At 36.2% G+C, this 19564-nt stretch carries 16 protein-coding genes; 1 reads left to right on the top strand and 15 read right to left on the bottom strand.

Features of this window, described 5'->3' with window-relative positions; translation table 11 throughout:
* Positions 1–14 precede the first annotated feature (14 nt).
* From EV695_RS07245 to EV695_RS07210, 8 genes are all read right to left on the bottom strand, one after another.
* The gene (locus EV695_RS07245; RefSeq protein WP_131905288.1) at positions 15–560 is read right to left on the bottom strand and encodes a heme NO-binding domain-containing protein; all 546 of its coding nucleotides are present in this window, start codon (positions 558–560) and stop codon (positions 15–17) included.
* Positions 557–3376 (bottom strand): ATP-binding protein, encoded by a 2820-nt coding sequence (locus tag EV695_RS07240; RefSeq protein WP_131905287.1) that lies wholly within the window; start codon positions 3374–3376, stop codon positions 557–559. Before EV695_RS07240 ends, EV695_RS07245 begins: the two co-directional genes overlap by 4 nt.
* A gap of 36 nt (positions 3377–3412) precedes the next feature.
* The gene (gene pgi, locus EV695_RS07235; RefSeq protein ID WP_131905286.1) at positions 3413–5053 is read right to left on the bottom strand and encodes a glucose-6-phosphate isomerase; all 1641 of its coding nucleotides are present in this window, start codon (positions 5051–5053) and stop codon (positions 3413–3415) included.
* Between the two features lie 81 nt (positions 5054–5134).
* Positions 5135–6460 (bottom strand): DUF3131 domain-containing protein, encoded by a 1326-nt coding sequence (locus EV695_RS07230; protein WP_131905285.1) that lies wholly within the window; start codon positions 6458–6460, stop codon positions 5135–5137.
* Positions 6461–6476: 16 nt separating this feature from the next.
* Positions 6477–8306, bottom strand: coding sequence for a glycosyltransferase (locus EV695_RS07225; RefSeq protein WP_131905284.1), 1830 nt, complete (start codon positions 8304–8306; stop codon positions 6477–6479).
* A gap of 39 nt (positions 8307–8345) precedes the next feature.
* Complete coding sequence (locus tag EV695_RS07220) at positions 8346–8762, bottom strand: ATP-binding protein (RefSeq protein ID WP_131905283.1); 417 nt, start codon at positions 8760–8762, stop codon at positions 8346–8348.
* Between the two features lie 95 nt (positions 8763–8857).
* Positions 8858–9202, bottom strand: a complete 345-nt coding sequence (locus EV695_RS07215) for an STAS domain-containing protein (protein WP_131905282.1) — start codon at positions 9200–9202, stop codon at positions 8858–8860.
* 21 nt (positions 9203–9223) lie between these two features.
* On the bottom strand, positions 9224–10396 hold the full coding sequence (locus EV695_RS07210; protein WP_131905281.1) for a fused response regulator/phosphatase: 1173 nt from the start codon (positions 10394–10396) through the stop codon (positions 9224–9226).
* A gap of 97 nt (positions 10397–10493) precedes the next feature.
* Between EV695_RS07210 and EV695_RS07205 the strand changes: the two genes are divergently transcribed.
* Positions 10494–10841, top strand: a complete 348-nt coding sequence (locus tag EV695_RS07205; protein ID WP_131905280.1) for an Hpt domain-containing protein — start codon at positions 10494–10496, stop codon at positions 10839–10841.
* Between the two features lie 71 nt (positions 10842–10912).
* On the opposite strand, the gene EV695_RS07200 is transcribed toward EV695_RS07205, so the two are convergent.
* The 7 genes from EV695_RS07200 to EV695_RS07170 all read right to left on the bottom strand — a co-directional run bounded on the left by EV695_RS07200 (position 10913) and on the right by EV695_RS07170 (position 19434).
* The gene (locus tag EV695_RS07200; protein ID WP_131905279.1) at positions 10913–11641 is read right to left on the bottom strand and encodes a hypothetical protein; all 729 of its coding nucleotides are present in this window, start codon (positions 11639–11641) and stop codon (positions 10913–10915) included.
* Between the two features lie 2 nt (positions 11642–11643).
* Positions 11644–13146 carry a DUF3131 domain-containing protein gene (locus EV695_RS07195; RefSeq protein ID WP_131905278.1) on the bottom strand — a complete coding sequence of 501 codons (1503 nt, stop codon included), beginning with the start codon at positions 13144–13146 and terminating at the stop codon, positions 11644–11646.
* Positions 13143–13757 carry a hypothetical protein gene (locus EV695_RS20255; protein ID WP_207907000.1) on the bottom strand — a complete coding sequence of 205 codons (615 nt, stop codon included), beginning with the start codon at positions 13755–13757 and terminating at the stop codon, positions 13143–13145. Before EV695_RS20255 ends, EV695_RS07195 begins: the two co-directional genes overlap by 4 nt.
* 112 nt (positions 13758–13869) lie before the next feature.
* Positions 13870–15036, bottom strand: coding sequence for an acyltransferase (locus EV695_RS07185; RefSeq protein WP_131905277.1), 1167 nt, complete (start codon positions 15034–15036; stop codon positions 13870–13872).
* Positions 15033–15566, bottom strand: coding sequence for a hypothetical protein (locus tag EV695_RS07180; RefSeq protein WP_131905276.1), 534 nt, complete (start codon positions 15564–15566; stop codon positions 15033–15035). The genes EV695_RS07185 and EV695_RS07180 overlap by 4 nt, the downstream gene beginning before the upstream one ends.
* A gap of 203 nt (positions 15567–15769) precedes the next feature.
* On the bottom strand, positions 15770–16738 hold the full coding sequence (locus EV695_RS07175; RefSeq protein ID WP_131905275.1) for a hydrolase: 969 nt from the start codon (positions 16736–16738) through the stop codon (positions 15770–15772).
* 11 nt (positions 16739–16749) lie between these two features.
* Positions 16750–19434: a bifunctional acetate--CoA ligase family protein/GNAT family N-acetyltransferase gene (locus tag EV695_RS07170; RefSeq protein ID WP_131905274.1), complete on the bottom strand. Its 2685-nt coding sequence runs from the start codon at positions 19432–19434 to the stop codon at positions 16750–16752.
* Positions 19435–19564: the final 130 nt, after the last annotated feature.

Raw genomic sequence — 19564 nt, 5'->3', positions numbered from 1 at the left:
ATTTGATTTGTAAATTAGTGTTTAATTAAAGAGAATTTGACGTGTTTGTTTTCGCCGCCAGATAAATCTTCTGTCTGGATGTCTATTTTTTCATTGTAATAGTCCATGCAACCCTGGATTAATCCTTCTGCCAGTGGGGCAAACGGACGTTTTGATTGATATATCATTTCCAGGTGGTGATCATTCACCAGGTTTGTATCAAAGGTCGGTAGCTCTGCATCTGGATATAATTTTTTAACTTCTACGTGTACATGATTTTCGATTAATTGAAGGAATCCAAACGTCCCTTTATTATCTTCAAAAAATCCCGGGTAAAGCGCTACAAATCGACCGAATAAATAGATACCGAATGTTTTTACCAGCAAAGCTAAATCTATCTCTGTCTCTTCACTCAGGTGCGATACCAACTCTATTAATTCAGAGTGATGATAAGTACCCACAGCCGTATAAGCACCATCGGTAGATAAGCTTTTCGAGGCGTCTATAATTTTATCTGCCATTTCTGGGGAGAATTTATCCTCCACCATCTCTAAAAATTCTGTAAACACTATGCCTTTCATAATAATTCCTTCATTAATTTTTGTTTTAAATATCTGGATTGTCTCGCAGCCATCTTTTCAATCCATTTGTGTATTACTTTTTCCAGCTTATCAAGACTTACTGGTTTACTTAGATAGTCATCCATTCCTGCCTGTTCACATTTCTTATGGTCGTCTTTCATGGCATTAGCAGTAAAGGCGATGACTGGTATGTCATAATTCATGTGGCTTTGGGGGAAGGTTCTGATGAGTTTTGTTGCTTCATAACCGTCCAATTCAGGCATTTGACAATCCATAAAGATAGCGTCGAAGTAATGCTCACGCGCTTTATCTAATGCTTCCTGACCATTATTGGAGACTGTTACCTTACAGCCTAAATTAGTCAGCATTTTGACGGCAACCTTCTGGTTAACCAGATTGTCTTCTGCCAAAAGAATGTGGTATTTATCTTTCTCTATTACTGTTGTTTTTTCATCGTTAGTCATCTCTTCTTGAGTAGTTTCAAGTGTCTCTATTTTGATTGGAGATGTATCTTTTTCTGCTGTTTTATTTGCTCTGGATTCAAACTGATCCATCAGTGTTTTGATCGCCGTATGTTTGATCGGTTTTTTAAATAAAACGATGTTCTTTTCAAATTTAAGCGTCGATAGGAACTGATATTGTTGATGGCTCGCATACAACACAAACAAGGCATTAGATTTTTGACGTAGGGTCTCTAAAATAGGGAAAAAGGATTCAGGGTTGTTTTCATCAATGAATATATTATCCGAATCTAGTGCCAGCATATTGTAAGTATTATTATCTAGTTCATTGTTGATGCTATTCAGGTTTCTGACAATAGTTGAGCTCATACCCCATTGGCTTAGTTGCTCTTTATAGTAACGATTCAACGTTTCTGAAGTACTCCACATTAGAACGCGAGCATTGGAATCAATTAATGGTTTAATGGGGTGTTCATTGTTCTCATCCAGTTTGATTGTAAACCAGAAAGTAGAGCCAACGCCTAATTTGCTTTCGACTCCCATTTCACCTTTCATGAGGTTTACTAACTGCTTACAAATGGCAAGTCCTAAACCTGTTCCACCATGTTCTCTGGAGCTTGAGCCATCAACCTGTGAGAAGCTATCAAATAGGGTGGCTAAAGAATCTTCTGGAATACCAATACCAGAATCAATTATTGAAAAACATATGGTGTCATCGTTGTTCATCGAGACATATAAAATGACCTGTCCATCTTCTGTGAACTTCAAGGCATTATTGAGAAGATTAATTAGAATTTGGCGTAATCTTCCGGCATCGCCAGTAATTTCGAGGGGCACATTTTTGTCAATGAAGAAGGCAAGTTCTACTTCTTTTTTATTGGCTTCTTTTGATAGTAAATCGATAGAACCTTCTATCATTTTTAACAGTTTAAAGTGCCTCTTTTTAATCGATAGCTTGCCTGCTTCAATCTTCGAGAAATCGAGAATATCATTGATAATGGTTAATAAAGAGTCTGCACTATCTTTAACGGTATGTGCGAGTTCTTGTTGTTCTTCATCAAGGTCTGATAGCAGAAGTAGCTCAGTCATGCCGATAACACCATTCATAGGCGTTCTGATTTCATGACTCATATTGGCAAGGAATTCACTCTTTAATTCCGCGGATTCTAGTGCAGCTTTGTGTGTAAGCTCTTTGTCTTTTTCAATTTCAATACGCTCGGTAATATCTCTTATACTACCCGTGAAGAAAACCGTATCCCCAATCCGCGCATCATTTACAAAAAGTTCTATTGGGAAGACTTCTCCGTTTTTACGGATGGCAACAAACTCTCTGTTCTGTCCCATGACAGTTCCTTCACCTTTACCTATATACTCTTCTATATAATTGTCATGATGTATATGGTGATCGCCTGTCATTAACACACTAACATTTTTACCTATTATTTCTTTTACAGAGTAGCCAAATACTTTCACTATGGAATTATTGCATTCTGTAATTATTCCTTTTTCGTCAATAACTATGATGACTTCTTCTACTGAATTGACAATAGCTGTCATTTTTACGCTGCTAGCGTGTAGTTTTTGAGATGTTTTTTCCTCTTTTTCATAAGCTTCGTATGCAGCATTTAATGAATTTGTTAATTTTCTCAGCACAAAAAAGATAAGACTAACCATTGATAAGATAATGGCGAGCATCATAAGAAAAGATTCTTTAAGTAAACCAATAGAATTAAACTGAGCTGTATTTATTGGCCTAATGACTTCTAGAACACCTCTGACGTCACCTACTTTCCAATCCGTTTTTGGAGAACCGGGATAACTATTATGACAAGCTACACAGCTCTCTTTCATAATGTCACCACGAGCGTATCTGATATATTTATTGCCATTGTGGCTTTCTACAGATATGACTGGAGCGTCTGGATTTTCTTTTATTTTTTCTATAGTGGCTTTTTCAATGGTGTCTAATTTTTCCTGATTTCTCCATGGAAAGGGTAAATCACTGTATAGTTTTACCGCATAAGATTTATCATCGCTAGAAATGTATTCCCCAAAATCTTTAGCGAATGTTGCGGGTAAGGGGATGGACCAATTAGCATTCTCATAATCATGTGTTACGTTTAATCCATGATCTTTTGCAATTGGTACGATCTTTTCACTGTAAAAATTTCTAAATTTAGCTACTGATGTTGCGAATTGTTCTGCATCTAATTTTGCAATGCGTTCATTCATGGCATTTGTTTGCTTATAGGTATAAGCCAGGACGACTGCACTACCTATGATCAATACAAACGCTAAAATGATGACAAAAGTGTGTCTGTATACAACATCAGATCGTGTGAAATTTTTAAGCATAATGGCGAATTTTTTTATTATTAAGTTAAAGGTGAATTAAGAAGCAAGTTTATCCATAAAACTTGCTTTGAAATAATTCATTAAACCTTCTGTTGAAGAATCGTGTTTGTTTGTGTTTTCATCACTAATAAGGTCGTCTAAAATTTCGTTGGCCAGTTTTTTACCAAGTTCAACACCCCATTGGTCAAACGAATTAAGGTTCCAGATAATGCCTTGAACAAAAACCTTATGCTCATACAGAGCGATGAGCATACCTAAGCTGTGTGGTGTTAAATGATCAAACAAAAACATATTCGATGGAACATTTCCGTCGAAAACCCTATAAGGAACGATATCTCTATCATGCTGTGACTTTGCTTCTTTAGTCACTTCTTCTTCTGTTTTTCCACACATCAATGCTTTGGCTTGAGCAGCCATATTAGAAAACAATTTTTGCTGGTGTCCTTCTAAGGAATAACCGCTGTTTACACTCCCTATAAAATCTAAAGGAACTAAGGTTTTACTTTGATGTAATAATTGGAAAAACGCATGTTGACCATTGTTACCCGTCGCACCCCATACAACTGCGCCAGTGGCATAATCAATTTCTTCACCATCACGGTCCACAGATTTTCCATTACTCTCCATACCGAGTTGTTGAAGGAAATCAGGGAGATCTTTTAACAGGTGGTCATAAGGCAGAATAGCTAAAGTTTCAGCGCCCAAAAAATTTCTATTCCAAATTCCGATGAGGGCCATTATTACTGGAATATTTCTTTCAAAAGGGCTGGTTTTGAAGTGTGTATCGATATCAAATGCACCTTCACGAAGTGCATTAAAATGATGCATTCCTATACCGAGTGCAAGCGGTAATCCAATTGCAGACCAAAGAGAATAGCGTCCTCCAACCCAGTCCCAGAATTCGAACATATTGTTCGTATCGATCCCAAATTCTGCAACACTTTCTGCGTTGGTGGAAATTGCTACAAAATGTTTGGCGATATCACTCTCATTTTCAGTATGTCTTAGGAACCAGTTTCTTGCAGTATTTGCATTTTGCATTGTTTCTAGCGTTGTAAACGTCTTGGATGCGATGGTAAATAAAGTCGTTTCGGGATCTATTTGCGTAATTTGATTGGCTAAATCTGCACCATCCAGGTTAGATACAAAACAAACCTTTATCTTAGGGATATGATAGGGTTTTAATGCTTCATAGAGCATTTTCGGGCCTAGATCAGAACCTCCAATACCAATGTTTACAATGGTGTCTATGGGTTTGCCGGTAAAGCCCAACCAGTCTCCATTGTGAACTTTATCTATAAACGCTTCCATTTTTTTAAGTACAGAATCTATGCCTGGTTTAATATCTTTACCATCAACATAGATTGGGTCATCAGACATATCTCTTAATGCTGTATGTAATACAGAACGATCTTCAGTATGGTTTATGCGTTCTCCATTAAACAATCGATCACGCCAGTTTTCTAAATCACTTTCTTTGGCGAGCTCGAAAAGTAACTCCATGGTTTCTTTTGTTATACGTTGTTTGGAATAATCAAAAAGTAAACCATCTAAATGAATTGAATATTTTTTAAAGCGTTCGGAATCCTCTACGAATGCATCACGAACGTGAAATTCTGACATTTCTAGTGCATGTTGTTGTACGTTTTTCCAAGCTGTATTTGTTGTGATACACATATTTTTATACGCTCTATTTATAATTATTCATTTTTTTACGTTCGATGCTACAAACTATGTAAAGGTGTTTTTAATTCAATATTATGGTTTCAATAATTGACCTGTTTGTTTGTAAGCTAATGTTTCCAGGATTATGCCATTTGTATTTGCAGTTAATGCTTTATTTGGCTCACCTGTTTTGTCATACAAACCTGAGTACCATCCAAGATTAGGGTCGTACAGTTGGCTAGCTACTTTCATTAGTTTTTTAGTGTATTCAGTCTCATACAGCATGTGCCAGCCAAATGCAGCTTTAGTACTAAGAGTTTTAAACTCACTCGCATCTGTTCCATCTTCAGTGATGGCATTCCATTTCTTACCACTTGTAAAAACGGTGTTATAGACGAAATAGGGTGCTTGGTCGATATTGTCCTCACTAACAGCGGTAAGTTTGCCAGTATTCTTATATCTTTCTTCCTGTACTGTATAAACTCGACCAGAAAACTCACGCGACATTTGATCCCAACCATACTCAATACCATCCAGAATATAAGGTTCTGAAACGACATAGTTATGTGCGGTAAATTTTTCAGGGCTTCTACTATCAGTAGGAATATTGATCCCTTCGATATCTATGAATTTTAGCCATGACGTGTAATCAATTGCACTACTAACATCTAGTCCAACTAGCTGGAATGCTTTTGATGCATATTCTTCATAGCCTAAACGTCCTTCTTGAAGGTAAACCGTTTTGCCATCTTCATTTAATGCACCGTACATATCTCCTTTATCTACTGCAGCACTAAGGTCCCATTGTTTTGTAATCGCTTTTACCTGTGTAGTAAATTCGGGGTAATTCCAAACCAGGATATTGAGAGGCACCATTAAACGACCGATATCAATCGCTGACCAACCTAAACCTTTTTCGGTCTTTTTATTATTATAATCAACCATCTCCAATGTTTCGGTGTTATACACTTTGTTAGGTAACTTGCCTTCATATAAAGGTAGTTTTAGCATGGTTGCGAGAAATTTATTTACTCGGTTTTCAAATTCAGGTTTATCAATAATTCCAAGTCGACTCGCAGAAATAACAGCTAGTAAATAAGATGAGCTATCCCAGAGTGTTGTTGATTTATAGGCATTTGCAGAATTCGCTAAACCTGTAGATTCAATCGTATTATTTTGGAAATATTTCCAGGCAATCAACGCCCATTGCTTTTCTTCTTCTGTTAGATTTCTTTGTGGAGGTAATTTCATTTCTATTACATTCTTCACTGTTGATTTTGCCGTTACTCGATCTTCAAAAGAAGCGTTTGATAGTGATATCACCAACGAAAAAGCAGTGATTAAGGCTAGCATAAAGATAATATGTGACCTTGCTCTCACTAAGTTTTGTTTGAATCCTGGTACGTTATTGTTATTCATTTTTTATATACTCTATTTAAACTGCAGTAATTTCTTCTTGTTCTTTTTCAGGCTTCCATAAAGCAGCAAAGATGATGCCACTTAACGCTAAAATATTATTTAATCCCCAAAAAGTATTCAGTAAAACGCCGTTAATATCATAAGAAGGATGTTCTAACTGATATTGAGACCATGCGTAAATAATACCTATTGTTGTTAATACAATAATGACTGTTTGTGGGATCGCCAAATGTAGGAAGCTACCTTCCTGACGGTCTTTTGGCGTAACAGGGAAACTAATTTTTTCTCCTTTCATTACTGTCCATAAGGCCCTTAAATTTGTCGGGAAAAAAGCTAAATAGGAAGCTTTGGATGGATATCCTGCTAACCCCCAGCCGCCAATCATAAAGGCTATTTCAGTCAATAATAAAAACGGAACTATGTGGATATAAAAGTCCATCGAATAGCTTTGTACTGGTGATACTGCAAAGAATAAATACACTAGAGGCGCAGTAAGGAAAATAGCATTCCATATTCCACCAATATATGACCATATGGTCGTTGCATACATTAAGCGTTGAGGAAGCGACATTCCTTTACGAAATACCGGGTTATCATTTTTAGCAATATCCAGCGTGCCACCTGCGTATTTAAATCGCTGGATAGTCCAGGTTAAAAGATCTTGCGGTGATAGCATTTTAGATTCAACGTCGGGATGCATCACAGATTTCCAGTTTCTATCCGGATCGGAATGTAAAACAATCGACGTGTAAATATCTTCAGAGACGTGAAAACGATAAGGCGTGAATTCATTATTTAACAACGCTTGTTGATCAATCAATGTAAGCAGACTTTCATCAAGTTTTGATTCGCCTGTTATCTTTTTTACTTTTTTGTAAATATCTTCGACATCAGCATCAATCTGTTCTGCATACGATTTTAATGCAGCTTCCATAACAGCTTCACGTCTGTGAATAGAGCCAGCTCCACAACAGAATGAGGCATTACACCAATTTCTTCTACGTTGAATCACGTCATAGAACATCTTAGGGTCATTAACAAAAGGGTCTTGTCCAATTTGTACTGGTCCAATTATTTTTTGTATCCCTTTGCCCAATAATCTTCCGGGAGTAGAAAGATATTTTCCAAGGGCTTGATCAAGGGGCTTGCCTTCTGGAATATCAAAAAACCATTGTGGCGTTTGTACCCATGCAACATCAGAATCTTTAAAGTAACCTAAAGTGTGTTCGAGTAAGGTTGGAAGAGGGCGTGTATCTGCATCACAAATGACAATAAAATCTCCACCTGTTTGTTCCATGGCATTTCTTAAATTACCCGCTTTAAAGCCAATATTACCTTCACGTGTAATGTAATTTACACCTTCTTCATCCGCGACTTGTTTCATGCTGTCTCGGCTACCGTCATCTAAAACGTGAATACTGATATTGACACCCATGGGGTTCAGTACGTTCTTTGCATCGATTAGGCTCAATCTAACTAGTTCTGGATCCTCATCATAAGTAGGGAAGTACATATCGACATTGATCTTTCTATCTTTAGAAATATCATAGGCGATCACTTCGCTCAACATGGTGGGAGGATCTTGTTTAGGTGTATCTTTTACTTTCCATAAATTAAACGTAAAGAGTATTAATCCAATATACGCACCTGTTTCTGCAATGACCAACGGAATGGCATACCAGAGTGCATCGTAGTTTAAGGATGATGTCCATCGCCAAGTGATATACCAGGCACCAACAACAAGTGCTATTACAGCAAAATACTGCCACAGTAATTCTCGCCATTCATTATGCGGTAATGGTGGCTCTGGTTTTCTGTCTTCGTATTTATCAAAGTAAAAATTCATGTGTTCTTCTTATTGTTAATTGTTAGATTTAAGTAATGATTAATTGATACTTTTTGTAATTATTAATGTGTTCGAATCAGCGTTTCTACTTCTTTGAATATCATCAACGATAGATTCTATGAGTCCTATACCCCAGTTTCCTTCTGGTAAAGATTCCAAGTCACCTTTTTCTGTATCTTTATTCTTATCTTTGCCGGTAAATTTTTTACCGAAATCAGTCAGTGTAATAATGATATTAGAATCAGTTTTCTGATATTGCGCTTTGATAGTATTGCCGGGTAAGCCTTCATAAGCATGAATGATTATATTATTCACCGCTTCTACGAGAGCTAGTTCTAATAATCCAGATAGCTGCTCATTAAGAGAATTGTGGTTACAGAAATCTCGAAAGTGAGCAGAAAGTTTTTTAACTTCTGATAACTCACTGTCAATTTCTGTTTGATTAATATTATTCATATCAGTTGAATAACCTCTTAGGTTATTACTCCGTTTAATACTGTAATTGTTGCTTTGTTAATTACATTGTTGAATGATTCGCTATTTAGCATTATCTAAGCTTCAGCAACAAAAGCTGATTTAGCAGCTTGCATGTCGTCTGCCAAAGTGAAAATACGGTCCATTCTAGTCAGTTTAAACAATTCCAGAACGACACCTGAAGCGCCACAGACAATTAGTTTTCCGTTGTTACCCATTGCCTTTAATACACCTACTAGAGCACCTAAACTGCTACTATCCATAAAACCTATTTCTGAAATATCCAGAATGATTTTGTCTTTATCATTATTGATTAACTCTTCCATTTGTTTTTTAAATTCAGGTGCTATAGAGGCATCCAAACGTGCTTCTTTAACAGTAACGACTGTAATATTTTCGTTTTCAGTGATTGCAAGGTTCATTGTAATTCTCCTAATTTTTATTTATTTAAACTCGAAAATGAGTATGCTGACATCGTCAGGTAATGCCTTTAGTTGTTCTTTTTTCAACCAGGTATTTTTGATCTTGTCGATCATATTATTGGGTGTTAGGTTTCTAATGGAATTGAAATGCTCGTAGAGCGTATTTGATTCCAATCTTTTATCAGTTATTGCAGAATCTACTTCATTGATACCATCAGAATAGACAACAAACTTATCCCCGGATTTATAATCTATATGCCGTGTCTCATATTCAACATTGTCGATTAAGCCAATAGGGAATCCATCGACATCAATCTCTGTAAGTTGGTCATGCTCTTTGTTGTAAAACATGGGATGAGGGTGACCGGCTTGTACATAATGCATTTGGTTTAACTTGATATCTACAATGCCAAAAATCATGGTTAAATAATGGTCGGTATTATTTTCCAGCATCATTTTGTTCAGGTTTTCTGCAAACACTCTAGGTAAATCATAAGAACTTTCGCGGGTGATTGGTCCACCATATAACCCACGTTTTAAGCCCAAGGTCGATTGAAGTGACATAGAAAGCATCGCTGCAGATATTCCATGACCTGAGATATCAATTTTATAAAACACTAAAAAATCGGGTGAGGGCGTAAAGTAATTAAATGTATCACCACCTACAAAAACGGCAGGCTTGTAGTACCAGGCAGTTGTGAAATGCTTTGAATCCAGATTAGCGGGAAGTAAACTGATTTGAGTATTCGTCGCATTTTTTAAATCTGTGTTTAATTGTTCATTGATCTTTTTAAGTGCCAGATTCTTACGTTCTAATGTTTCTTCTAAATCCAATACTCTTTTTGCAGAGGTTAAACGAATTTTTAATTCATCAGCATCGATGGGTTTGTTTACAAAATCATCGATCCCAGCTTTTATTGAATCGAGCGTATTTTGTTTTCCTGACATACCTGTTAACAGTATGAAATAGATATAGTTTTTAAAATTGGCCGCTCTGACTTTTTTACACAGCTCTAAACCATTCATGATTGGCATTTTCCAATCACTAATAATGACTTGATACTCGTTATTTGTTATTTTCTCCCATGCATCGCCACCATCGACGGCTAAATCGACATTGTGATTAAACTTTGTAAGGTAATGTTTGATGATTAAACGTATTTCTGTGGAATCATCAACGACGAGTATATTCATATATTATGTTAATTATTTTTATTAAAAGTATACTTTGGTGTTTACACATATAACCTTCGGGTTATATGAATAACGTTCTCAATTTTAAGAGATTTTTATGAAAGATATAAATTTTAATAAAAGCGAATTCTTTAGTCTGGCAGAAAGCATGGATGAAGTATTTCCTGAACTTGTTACTGTGTTTTTTCAGGAAACTGAATCATCAATCGACAACATGAAGAATCATATTGAAAATAAGGGTTGGGAATCTGTTAAAGATATCGGCCATTCACTTAAATCCAGTTCGAGAACCTTCGGTGCTATTGGTTTATCTGACATCAGTTTTCAGATTGAAAAGTTTGAATCAAATGATGAAAAAGAAATAGATCAGCTTTTTCAAGATTTTGTTTCAGAATATGAAGCGGTAAAACAACTTATTCTTACATTACAATCTGAGTCTAATTAGTTCGCATAACTCCTTTCTTATTTAAAAAAACCGCCCATAAGTAGGGGGGTGACTTTGTATTTATAATTTATTTATTTTAATTTGTACTTATACGTTAAAGAGAAGAACCCTTTTCTAAAGTTAGTTTCACTGGTTGGATTTGATTCATAATTTGTATATTCAAATCCAAAAGTACCGGGATGCCAATCATCATAGCCAAACAGATAGTTCCAATAAGGTTTGCCATTCTCAAGTGGTGTAATCAATATGCCTTTAATAAACCAGTATTTTTTGGGCGCCCACTGCAGAGATGTAGAAAGCTTGGTGTCACCGTCAGTACGTTTACTTAAGGTAATGGTAGATTTCATATTCAGTTTTTGTAATTGCTTAATTTTGGTTTTATAACCAACACTCACAATGGCGCTATCTAGATTGAAGCCGCCTTCACCAATTTTTAAACTGTCATAATTGTTAATTTGAACTGTCCAGGTACCTTCGTGCCAATCATCATAGCCAAGCCCGTAATTATAAGTAAAACCTTCGTCTCCGTTATCAAAATTATGCTTTGCTGTACCTTTGATATACCAATAGTCTTTCGAATCTGGCTTCCAGGTAGCACTCGCACTGAAACTTACTTTACTGTCATGAACTCTATCTTTTAAGGTTAACTGTCCCCCAAGGCTGTATTTCGTTTTTTTCTTTGTTTCAACGCTAATTTTCTTTTTAACTTCTGGTGCATAAAAGCTGGTTTTCGCAACAGCCGTTTGTTGCAAAGACGCTAAAATACAAAACGTCAAAAGTGTTATTGATTTTCTATACATGTTTAGTTTGACTCACACAGGTTTTTATTTTCATTATTAGCTGCCAACAGTTTTGATTTAGCACTAGGTCGACATTTCTGGCAAATTTGATGCATTGAACCGTATTTTTTATACAGTAGCGCACTTAAAATAACGCCATTGGTATTTGCAGTTGTCGAAGAATTATATCCTTCCCCGTTTTCATAAATACCTGAATACCATCCCTTTTTAGGATCGTAAGCACTTTTGACTTTATTGAATAACACATCACTGTAGCTATCATCTGGGTACAGTAATGACATCGCGATAGCGGCTTTATTAGAAACCGTTTTATGCTCTGTCAGGATGGCACCTTTTGAAGATTTAGCGACCCAGGTTTTTCCACCAGAAAAGATCGTGTTATAAACAAAGTAGGGTTTTTTATTGATATTGTCTTCCGAAACCGCTGTAACAATGCCTGTCTCTTCCCATCTTTTCTTTTGTACCTGGTAGATATTATTGATCAGGGGTGTATTTTCATCATCATAGCCATTTTCGATGGCATCCATGATGTATGACTCAGAAACAACAGAGTTATTAGAATGGTATTCTTCAGGTGTACGGTTATCAGTAGCAACAGTAATGCCATAGATATCGATATCTTTTCTGTCTACATTATTATAAGTAGAGGAGACATTTAAATTATGACCTTCACGCTCTAAAATTTTAGCGGCATACTGCTCATACCCTAATCGTCCTTCCTGGAATGATTTAATCTCCCCTGTTTCTGGGTAGCGTTTGAGACTTTGCATTCTTCCATCTTTAATTAAGGTGTCAAAATTCCAACGCTTTAATGCTAAATCAATCTGATGTGTAAATTTGGGATGTTTACACGATAATGTTCGAAGCCAGGAAACTAAACGTGCTAAATCCAATACTGAAACACCAACACCATCAGGAGTAACTTTATTGGCATAGGTAACCATCTTCATGGTTTTTGTGTTGTAAACCTTATTCGGTGCTATTCCTTTGAATAAATCCATAGTAATTAAGGTTTTAATCAGCGCGGTGATTTTGTCATCAAATTCTTTATCATCAATAATGCCAAAATCTTCTGCGGCGATTGTTGCCGCCAAGGCAGAACCTGTATCCCACATCGTGGTAGAAGGGTATTGGTTGGCAGCGTTGAATAAGCCCGTTTTTTCCTGATAATTGTTTTCGTAATAAGTCCAAGCTGTTTTAGCGATGTGCTCATCGATTTCAGTTAACTCTTTTTTCGGAACAAAACAGGTGCCTAGATTGACTTTTTTGTTAGATTCAGCGATTTCCATGTTCTCTTTTTTTATTGTTTTTGCTTCTTCTTTCTTAGGTAATAAGAGACTTCCTAATAGTTCACTTTTTGCCTTATCTTCCAGACTAACGTTTTTATTCGTTTGTGATATTACAAAGATTGATGACCCAGCTAATACTGCACCCAAAGATAAAGGTACGACTAATCCTGTAAGAAGGCGTTTTGACATCGTTTCTTTTTCTACTTTGTTACTCATTTTGATGCCTCCTTTTTGCTAAAAAATGTTTTAAATTTCTCATTCACTTTTGATAAGTCGTACGTTAATTCTTTTTCATTCCATTTCTTTAAGGTGTAATCAATTGAAGAAATAATGGATAAAACAGTTTCTTTCGTGACCCTTTCATCTTTTCTGTTTTTCCAGATAAGTCCTTTGAATTCTGTTAGCGCTGTTGCAGCTGCTTCAATAGAACCCTGCTTATGTAACTCATTTACACTATTCAGTTTTTTTGTTAATTCCAGTTCTGCGTCAGCATTATCAGGCTTTTTTGGCATAGCTTTTTGTGATGCTTCCGCTTTCTGCTTAGCAGCTGGTTTTGGCTTAGCCGCTGGTTTAGGTTTTGCTGCTGGTTTAGGTTTAGCACTTGGTTTTTTCTTGGCAGCAGGTTTTTTTGTAGCGATTGTTTTTTTCAATTTATCTACAGCGACTTTCACTTTTGATATTTTGTCTGCTACAGACTTAATCGCTGATTCAGAAGCTTTATTATTAGCAACTAATAACTTCATTTGTTTGTCAGCATTTTGAATGATGGTTTCTTGTTGTTTTTTTAGCTCACCCTGCAATTCAATTAATTTTGTATTTTGCGCCATAATATATTGGTTCTTGTTAGTCAGTACATATGTACTCCAAGCCAGTAATATAAAAGTGCCAATCAGTAATATTTTTGTAAGCATATAAAGTTTTTCAGTTAGTTATCAGTAATTAGTTTGTTGTAGCTACTTTGGGTTTATCAGTAACTTCATTCGTTGTTAGTTTTCCTGACGTTCTATTAGCAAAAGGTAAAGGCCCCAATCCAATAGTCCATGCAAGCAATGGAATCTTGCTGATCAGAATAGACAGCGCTAGCACAATACTTAACGTAAATGTGTATTTAAATAAAACAAGTTGATAAGGTGCCATCTCCACACCTTTCAGGAATATATCTATTATGTCTATTACCGCTGGGTGCATCAGATAGGTACCAAAAGTGAACTTTGAAAAATCACTTATTTTTTCTGGCCAATTGAAATGCTGAGACCCGAGGAATAAAAGAATGACACCAATAGGAAGTAAATTATGCGCATAGTAAATGGCACCCATTTTCGGAACATACGATCCTGCTTCAATACTTAGCGCTGCATGAGTCAGTTTTATGATGAAGAAAATACTGACCGCTAATAATCCGAACATGAATATCTTTTTCGACAATTCTTTATCAAATTTTTGTTGCCATAGACCCAGAATGCTATAAGCCGCAAAACCGTAACCTATATAAGAAAGTACTTTGATTCCTCGTATTAAATATTCGAGTGTATTTCTATCGCTAATGTTTCCCCAAATCCAGGTACTCATACTTAAGTTGAATGCTAAGAATGGTACAACCAGTAAACCCAGAATAGGGGCTTTCAAAGCTAATTTGAATACAGGGTGAAATAGGAAAATCAGGAATATCGTTGGTATAAAGTGCATGTGATACTGTGACTTACCCAATAAGAAATAACTCGCCCAGGTTTCCGGTTTTGTTAATTTCTCGAGCATTGGATCAAGATAGCCAAAAGCATTGGCTTTTATCAGTACAAAAAAGGCATAAAAGAAAGTCCAGAAAACAAAAGGAACCAATAAACGACGCATTTGTAATTTCATGGTTGCGCCATAAGGCATAGGCTTTCTTTCTAATTTAAACGCCAATAAGAACAAAGAAACCAGGATGAAAAATTCAGTACTTGCCAGTTCTGCGGTAGTTCTCATCAACACCGGAAAAACTCTTTCACTGATATCATAATCAATGAAGGCCTTGCCTTTTGGGTCTGTGGTTGTATGGATGCCAATGATGCTAAAAGCAGCAGCTAATCTGGAAATATCCAGCCAGTTCATTCTTATAGCGCTCATTTTTTTTGTACTCTTACTTTAGCAACTACATGATCTACCTCTAAATCAGGAATTCCCGGGTATTCACCTGTTTCATGTGCTCTCTTAAACCAGTTGTCTATGGTTGCTGATAAGTCTTTATCAGCCATGATGATTAAGTAAGAATTGAACGCGTTCTTTTTTGCTCTATTGGTAAGGTTTTTATTCCAGGACATTGCTTTATTGCCCATAGAATATTTTGGCCAGTAATTCTTTTCACGATACTCAAGTAAGTAAAATTTATGATCTTTGAGAGGTTCGCTTAACGTTCCGGATATAGTGAATTTTTTCTCAACAGCTGATTGATTTTTAGGGCTGGTTATCTCTGCATAGTCGGTTTTACTACCAACTGAACTGAAATCAATATCGCTAATCATTACGACCAACAGAAAAACGAGAGAAGACAAGACTATGGGAAAGGCATAGATACTTAGTAATAGTAATCCACGCCTGGCAGAATTATTCATTTCTTTAGGTGCAGTGATTGAATTTGATGAGATTTCTAAAGTCATAATTATTAATACTTTTTTTATAATTTTTAAGAATTACCATTTCTATATTTTTTATAAGTAAATGACTTCTTTATAATTAATTTTATGTGCAAACTATTTTACACGAGAAGTATGAATCTTGACTTAACTGCTAATGATTAATGAATATTAATCTTGAATAAAAGCAGTGATTGTTTTTAAGAATAATAGAAATAACCGAAATATTACTTTTTAGATTGTGATTTTAACCATTGTAAAATTCTTTGATCGGCCCAGTATCTGGCTGCCCAAGGATATTTCCCTGAAACAAAACCAACATGGCCTCCTGTTTTAGATAACTCAACAGTGACATTTTTTGATATGTCTTTTTCTTGCGGAGGTGTAGTTCTCCACATGAATGGATCATCTTCTGCGTGGAGTATTAAGGTTGGTTTTTCTATCTTATTTAAGAATTGATGACTGCTTGATTTTGCATAGTAATCTTCTGCATTTGAAAAACCGTGAAGCGGTGCTGTAATTTTGTCATCAAAGTCAAAAAAGGTATTTACAGATTTGATATCTTCCACTAAACCAATGTTGAATAGATTATCTTTCTGCTGGTATTTATTCTTGCAACTACTCATCAGATGATTCTGATAAACACGGGAAAAACTTTTCTCCAATCTTTCAGCGGCATCTTTTAATTTAAAGGGCACGGACACTGCTATTGCCGTTGTGGTATTCGCTTCAGAATGTTGTTCGCCTAACCATTTGAGTAATAAATTACCACCTAATGAAAAACCTATTACCGCAAACGGAGCCTGTTGGTACCTGGTTTTTATAAAATCAATAACGGCTTGCAAATCTGAACTGTCACCACTGTGATAACTTCGTTTTAAACGGTTAATCTCGCCACTGCAGCCTCGAAAGTGCATAAAACATACGCCATACCCATTATCTTCAAGGAGTTTGATTAGTGGTTTGGCATAATGTGATTCTAAGGTTCCTTCTAGTCCATGCAAAATAAGAACAATGGGTTTTTGGTGGAGGTCAGTAGTTGACGAAATATCAATAAAATCGCCATCTATTAGTTCTAAACGTTCTTTATGTAATTGTAGATCTGGTCGGTTTTTAAAAAAAGTAGACCAGAGCGTTTGCAGGTGTGGGTTGTTTAGCCACCAGGCTGGTTTAAATTCACTGTTAACAATTGGCATTTACAAACGTTCTATTCATCAAATTCAAAGGTATAAATATTAATATCATAATCGTCTTTTGATGCGCTCTTTTTAAAGCCTAGAGAATCCATTAGATTATCCATAGAGGTATTATTTTTGAGCACAGTACCTTCAATAATTTTAAGGTCACGGTCTTTAACGTGCTCAATCAGAATCAGCATTAACTGTCTGGCCAAACCCAAACCTTGATATTTATCGGCTATGCCAATAGCAAATTCACAACTTTTCTTATCAGGGTTTATGGAATAGCGACTTACACCCAATAGCTTATCTTTGTTCTTTTTTTGAATAAAAGCACCAAAAGCCATTTCACGATCGTAATCTAATTTGGTAAATCTGGATAACATTTCAGGTGTCAGATCATTGACAGCATGCATAAATCTAAAATATTTAGATTTGCTCGACATATTATTGATGAGCTCTACTTCTGCTTGTGCATCTTCACTACGAATAGGACGCAGCTCAACTTTCTTATGATTCTTAATGGTAATGAATCTGCGCCAATCGGATGGGTATGGATGTATTGCTAGATGACTAAAGTGTTTAGGGTCTTTGTTAAACTTCTGAATTACTATTTGATGATCGTTAACTATGGCTTCATTTTCATCAAGAATGATTGGGTTTAGGGTTAATTCAAATATTTGTGGTAAATGAATCGCTATTTCCGAAACGCGTATAAGCATCTCTCGTAATTTACCTTTGTTGGTTGCAGGTAAATTACGGTATTTATCTAAAATTAAACTTACTTGTGTATTGTTAATCAGATCTTCAGCTAATCTCCTATTCAGTGGTGGTAGCTGGATTGCTCTATCCTTCATTGCGGGGGATTGCGTACCACCCGGGCCAAAGCTGATTACGGGTCCAAAAGCAGGGTCGTTTAGAATACTGATATTCAATACACGACCAGAAGAGGGTGCATACATTCTTTCAACGATAATGCCATCAATGATAATGTTTGAGCGTATTTTAGAAATGCTTGTTTTTATCTGCAAGAATGCCTTTTTTAGCATTTTTGCATCTTGTAAGTTCAATTTCACACCCTCAACATCAGATTTATACGTGATATGTTGAGAGTCAATTTTCAATGCAACAGGGTAGCCAATGTCATCCGCTATTTTTATAGCTTCCTCTACTGAGTCTGCGTGCAATGCTGGGTTGCATTTAACATGGAAGGCTTCTAACAGTTTTATTGAATCTTTTCTCGACAGCACATTACGCTTTTGTAGAAGGTTTTTTTCAATAATTTCTTTAGCAATTGCTGTTTTTGGTGGAATTGTTTTATTCAGTGGAAAAGGGACTTGCAGTAATTTTTTTCTGTTTGCCAAGTGATTGCATAAGAAACTATAACCATCCATGGCTGCTTCTGGTGACCGGTAATTAGATATTTTCTCTTGTGTAAATATCTTGCGACCTTGACCGCCTGATGCTGTTCCTAACCAGATAGTAGGAGTTGGCTTTTTGGCATTTTTTACTACTTTAGCTATTTCAGTAGCCAGATTCTGACTGTCTATCATGGCATCTGGTGCAAATATAATTCCTATGCCGTCCACTTCTTTACTCGCCAGTAAAATTTTAATATTTTTTGCGTATAGTTCTGCGGTATTTTTTCTGTCAGGAATAACTATCGCATTATCAAAACCGTAAATATTCTTTGAGGTGCCCTTCAATTCTTCCACAAGGCTTTTACTCAGTAGTGTTGGTTGAAACCCTAAATCTCTAAGTCGGTCATTCGCCAGCATTACTGGTCCATAACCATTAGAAATGAGTGCCAAATTATTACCTTTTGTGCGTCGATTATTGGCTAGGATTTTAGCTGCCGTATACAACTGTGACAGCGTTGTCACATGGTCTGCACCTGCTCTTAAAACGGCAGCACGAAAGACGTCATCCATCGCTCTAACATCTTTTGTTTTTGCAATAGCATCACTGTAACTGCCATTGTCGTGGGATGATTTTAAAATAACAACGGGTTTACGCATGGCTGCTGCTTTCAAAGCTCCCATGAATGCTCTGGAGTGCGTTACTTGATTAATATGAACAATAATGCTGCTGGTTTTGTGATCGTTAGCTAAAAAATCAATAATGTCCGAGAACTCTAAATCAATCCCAGAACCACGAGAGATTACCGATGAGAATCCGACTTGCTCTGTTTCTGCCCAATCAATAAGACTGCTACAAATGGTTCTGGATCGTGCGACTACTGCGAGTTTGCCGGGTATTATTTTATTATCGGTAATACTGGCATTGAAATTGGTCGACGGACGAATCAATGCGGCGGCATTGGGGCCTAAAATTCTGACATCTACTTCTTTTGCTACCTTTAACAAGGATTTCATTTCTGGTGTGATTTGCGACTTGTAGGTATTGGCATACTTAGACATAACAAAAGCATTTTTAATACCTTGTTTTGCACATTCGCGAATCACTTTTTCAACGGTTCTTGTTGGACTAACAATTATTGCCAGATCTATATCTTCTTCAATGAGCGTGACTTTTTTATAGCAAGGGGTTTCCAGGATTTCTTTATGTCTGGGATTAACGAAATAGAGGCTACCGGTAAACTGCTTATGCAGTTTTTTGGTTATTAAAGCGGCTAATGTTTGTTCAGTTTCACTCGCGCCAACAATAACGATTGAAGACGGGTCAAATAATGCTTTTAAGTAATGTTCAGACATAATGAAGCCAGCATATATAAATAATTAAATAATAACAAAATATAGATATTTTATATGTTGATCTTGTCTTTATTGGCCAGTGTTTTATATGACAATTATCAATACATAGATACTTATTTAATATGCCACG

It is taken from the genome of Cocleimonas flava (assembly GCF_004339015.1).
In the GTDB taxonomy this organism is placed as follows: Bacteria; Pseudomonadota; Gammaproteobacteria; order Thiotrichales; family Thiotrichaceae; genus Cocleimonas; species Cocleimonas flava.
Note: the sequence above shows the minus strand (reverse complement) of the source record. Positions and strands in the feature narration are given on the sequence as shown.

Excerpts from the sequence above, each read along its gene's own strand:
- EV695_RS07170 (WP_131905274.1), bottom strand. The coding sequence starts at position 19,434 with ATGTCTGAACATTACTTAAAAGCATTATTTGACCCGTCTTCAATCGTT.
- EV695_RS07230 (WP_131905285.1), bottom strand. The coding sequence starts at position 6,460 with ATGAATAACAATAACGTACCAGGATTCAAACAAAACTTAGTGAGAGCA.
- EV695_RS07220 (WP_131905283.1), bottom strand. The coding sequence starts at position 8,762 with ATGAATAATATTAATCAAACAGAAATTGACAGTGAGTTATCAGAAGTT.
- EV695_RS07195 (WP_131905278.1), bottom strand. The coding sequence starts at position 13,146 with ATGAGTAACAAAGTAGAAAAAGAAACGATGTCAAAACGCCTTCTTACA.
- EV695_RS07185 (WP_131905277.1), bottom strand. The coding sequence starts at position 15,036 with ATGAGCGCTATAAGAATGAACTGGCTGGATATTTCCAGATTAGCTGCT.
- EV695_RS07180 (WP_131905276.1), bottom strand. The coding sequence starts at position 15,566 with ATGACTTTAGAAATCTCATCAAATTCAATCACTGCACCTAAAGAAATG.
- EV695_RS07245 (WP_131905288.1), bottom strand. The coding sequence starts at position 560 with ATGAAAGGCATAGTGTTTACAGAATTTTTAGAGATGGTGGAGGATAAA.
- EV695_RS07225 (WP_131905284.1), bottom strand. The coding sequence starts at position 8,306 with ATGAATTTTTACTTTGATAAATACGAAGACAGAAAACCAGAGCCACCA.
- EV695_RS07200 (WP_131905279.1), bottom strand. The coding sequence starts at position 11,641 with ATGTATAGAAAATCAATAACACTTTTGACGTTTTGTATTTTAGCGTCT.
- EV695_RS07210 (WP_131905281.1), bottom strand. The coding sequence starts at position 10,396 with ATGAATATACTCGTCGTTGATGATTCCACAGAAATACGTTTAATCATC.
- EV695_RS20255 (WP_207907000.1), bottom strand. The coding sequence starts at position 13,757 with ATGGCGCAAAATACAAAATTAATTGAATTGCAGGGTGAGCTAAAAAAA.
- pgi (WP_131905286.1), bottom strand. The coding sequence starts at position 5,053 with ATGTGTATCACAACAAATACAGCTTGGAAAAACGTACAACAACATGCA.
- EV695_RS07205 (WP_131905280.1), top strand. The coding sequence starts at position 10,494 with ATGAAAGATATAAATTTTAATAAAAGCGAATTCTTTAGTCTGGCAGAA.
- EV695_RS07215 (WP_131905282.1), bottom strand. The coding sequence starts at position 9,202 with ATGAACCTTGCAATCACTGAAAACGAAAATATTACAGTCGTTACTGTT.
- EV695_RS07240 (WP_131905287.1), bottom strand. The coding sequence starts at position 3,376 with ATGCTTAAAAATTTCACACGATCTGATGTTGTATACAGACACACTTTT.
- EV695_RS07175 (WP_131905275.1), bottom strand. The coding sequence starts at position 16,738 with ATGCCAATTGTTAACAGTGAATTTAAACCAGCCTGGTGGCTAAACAAC.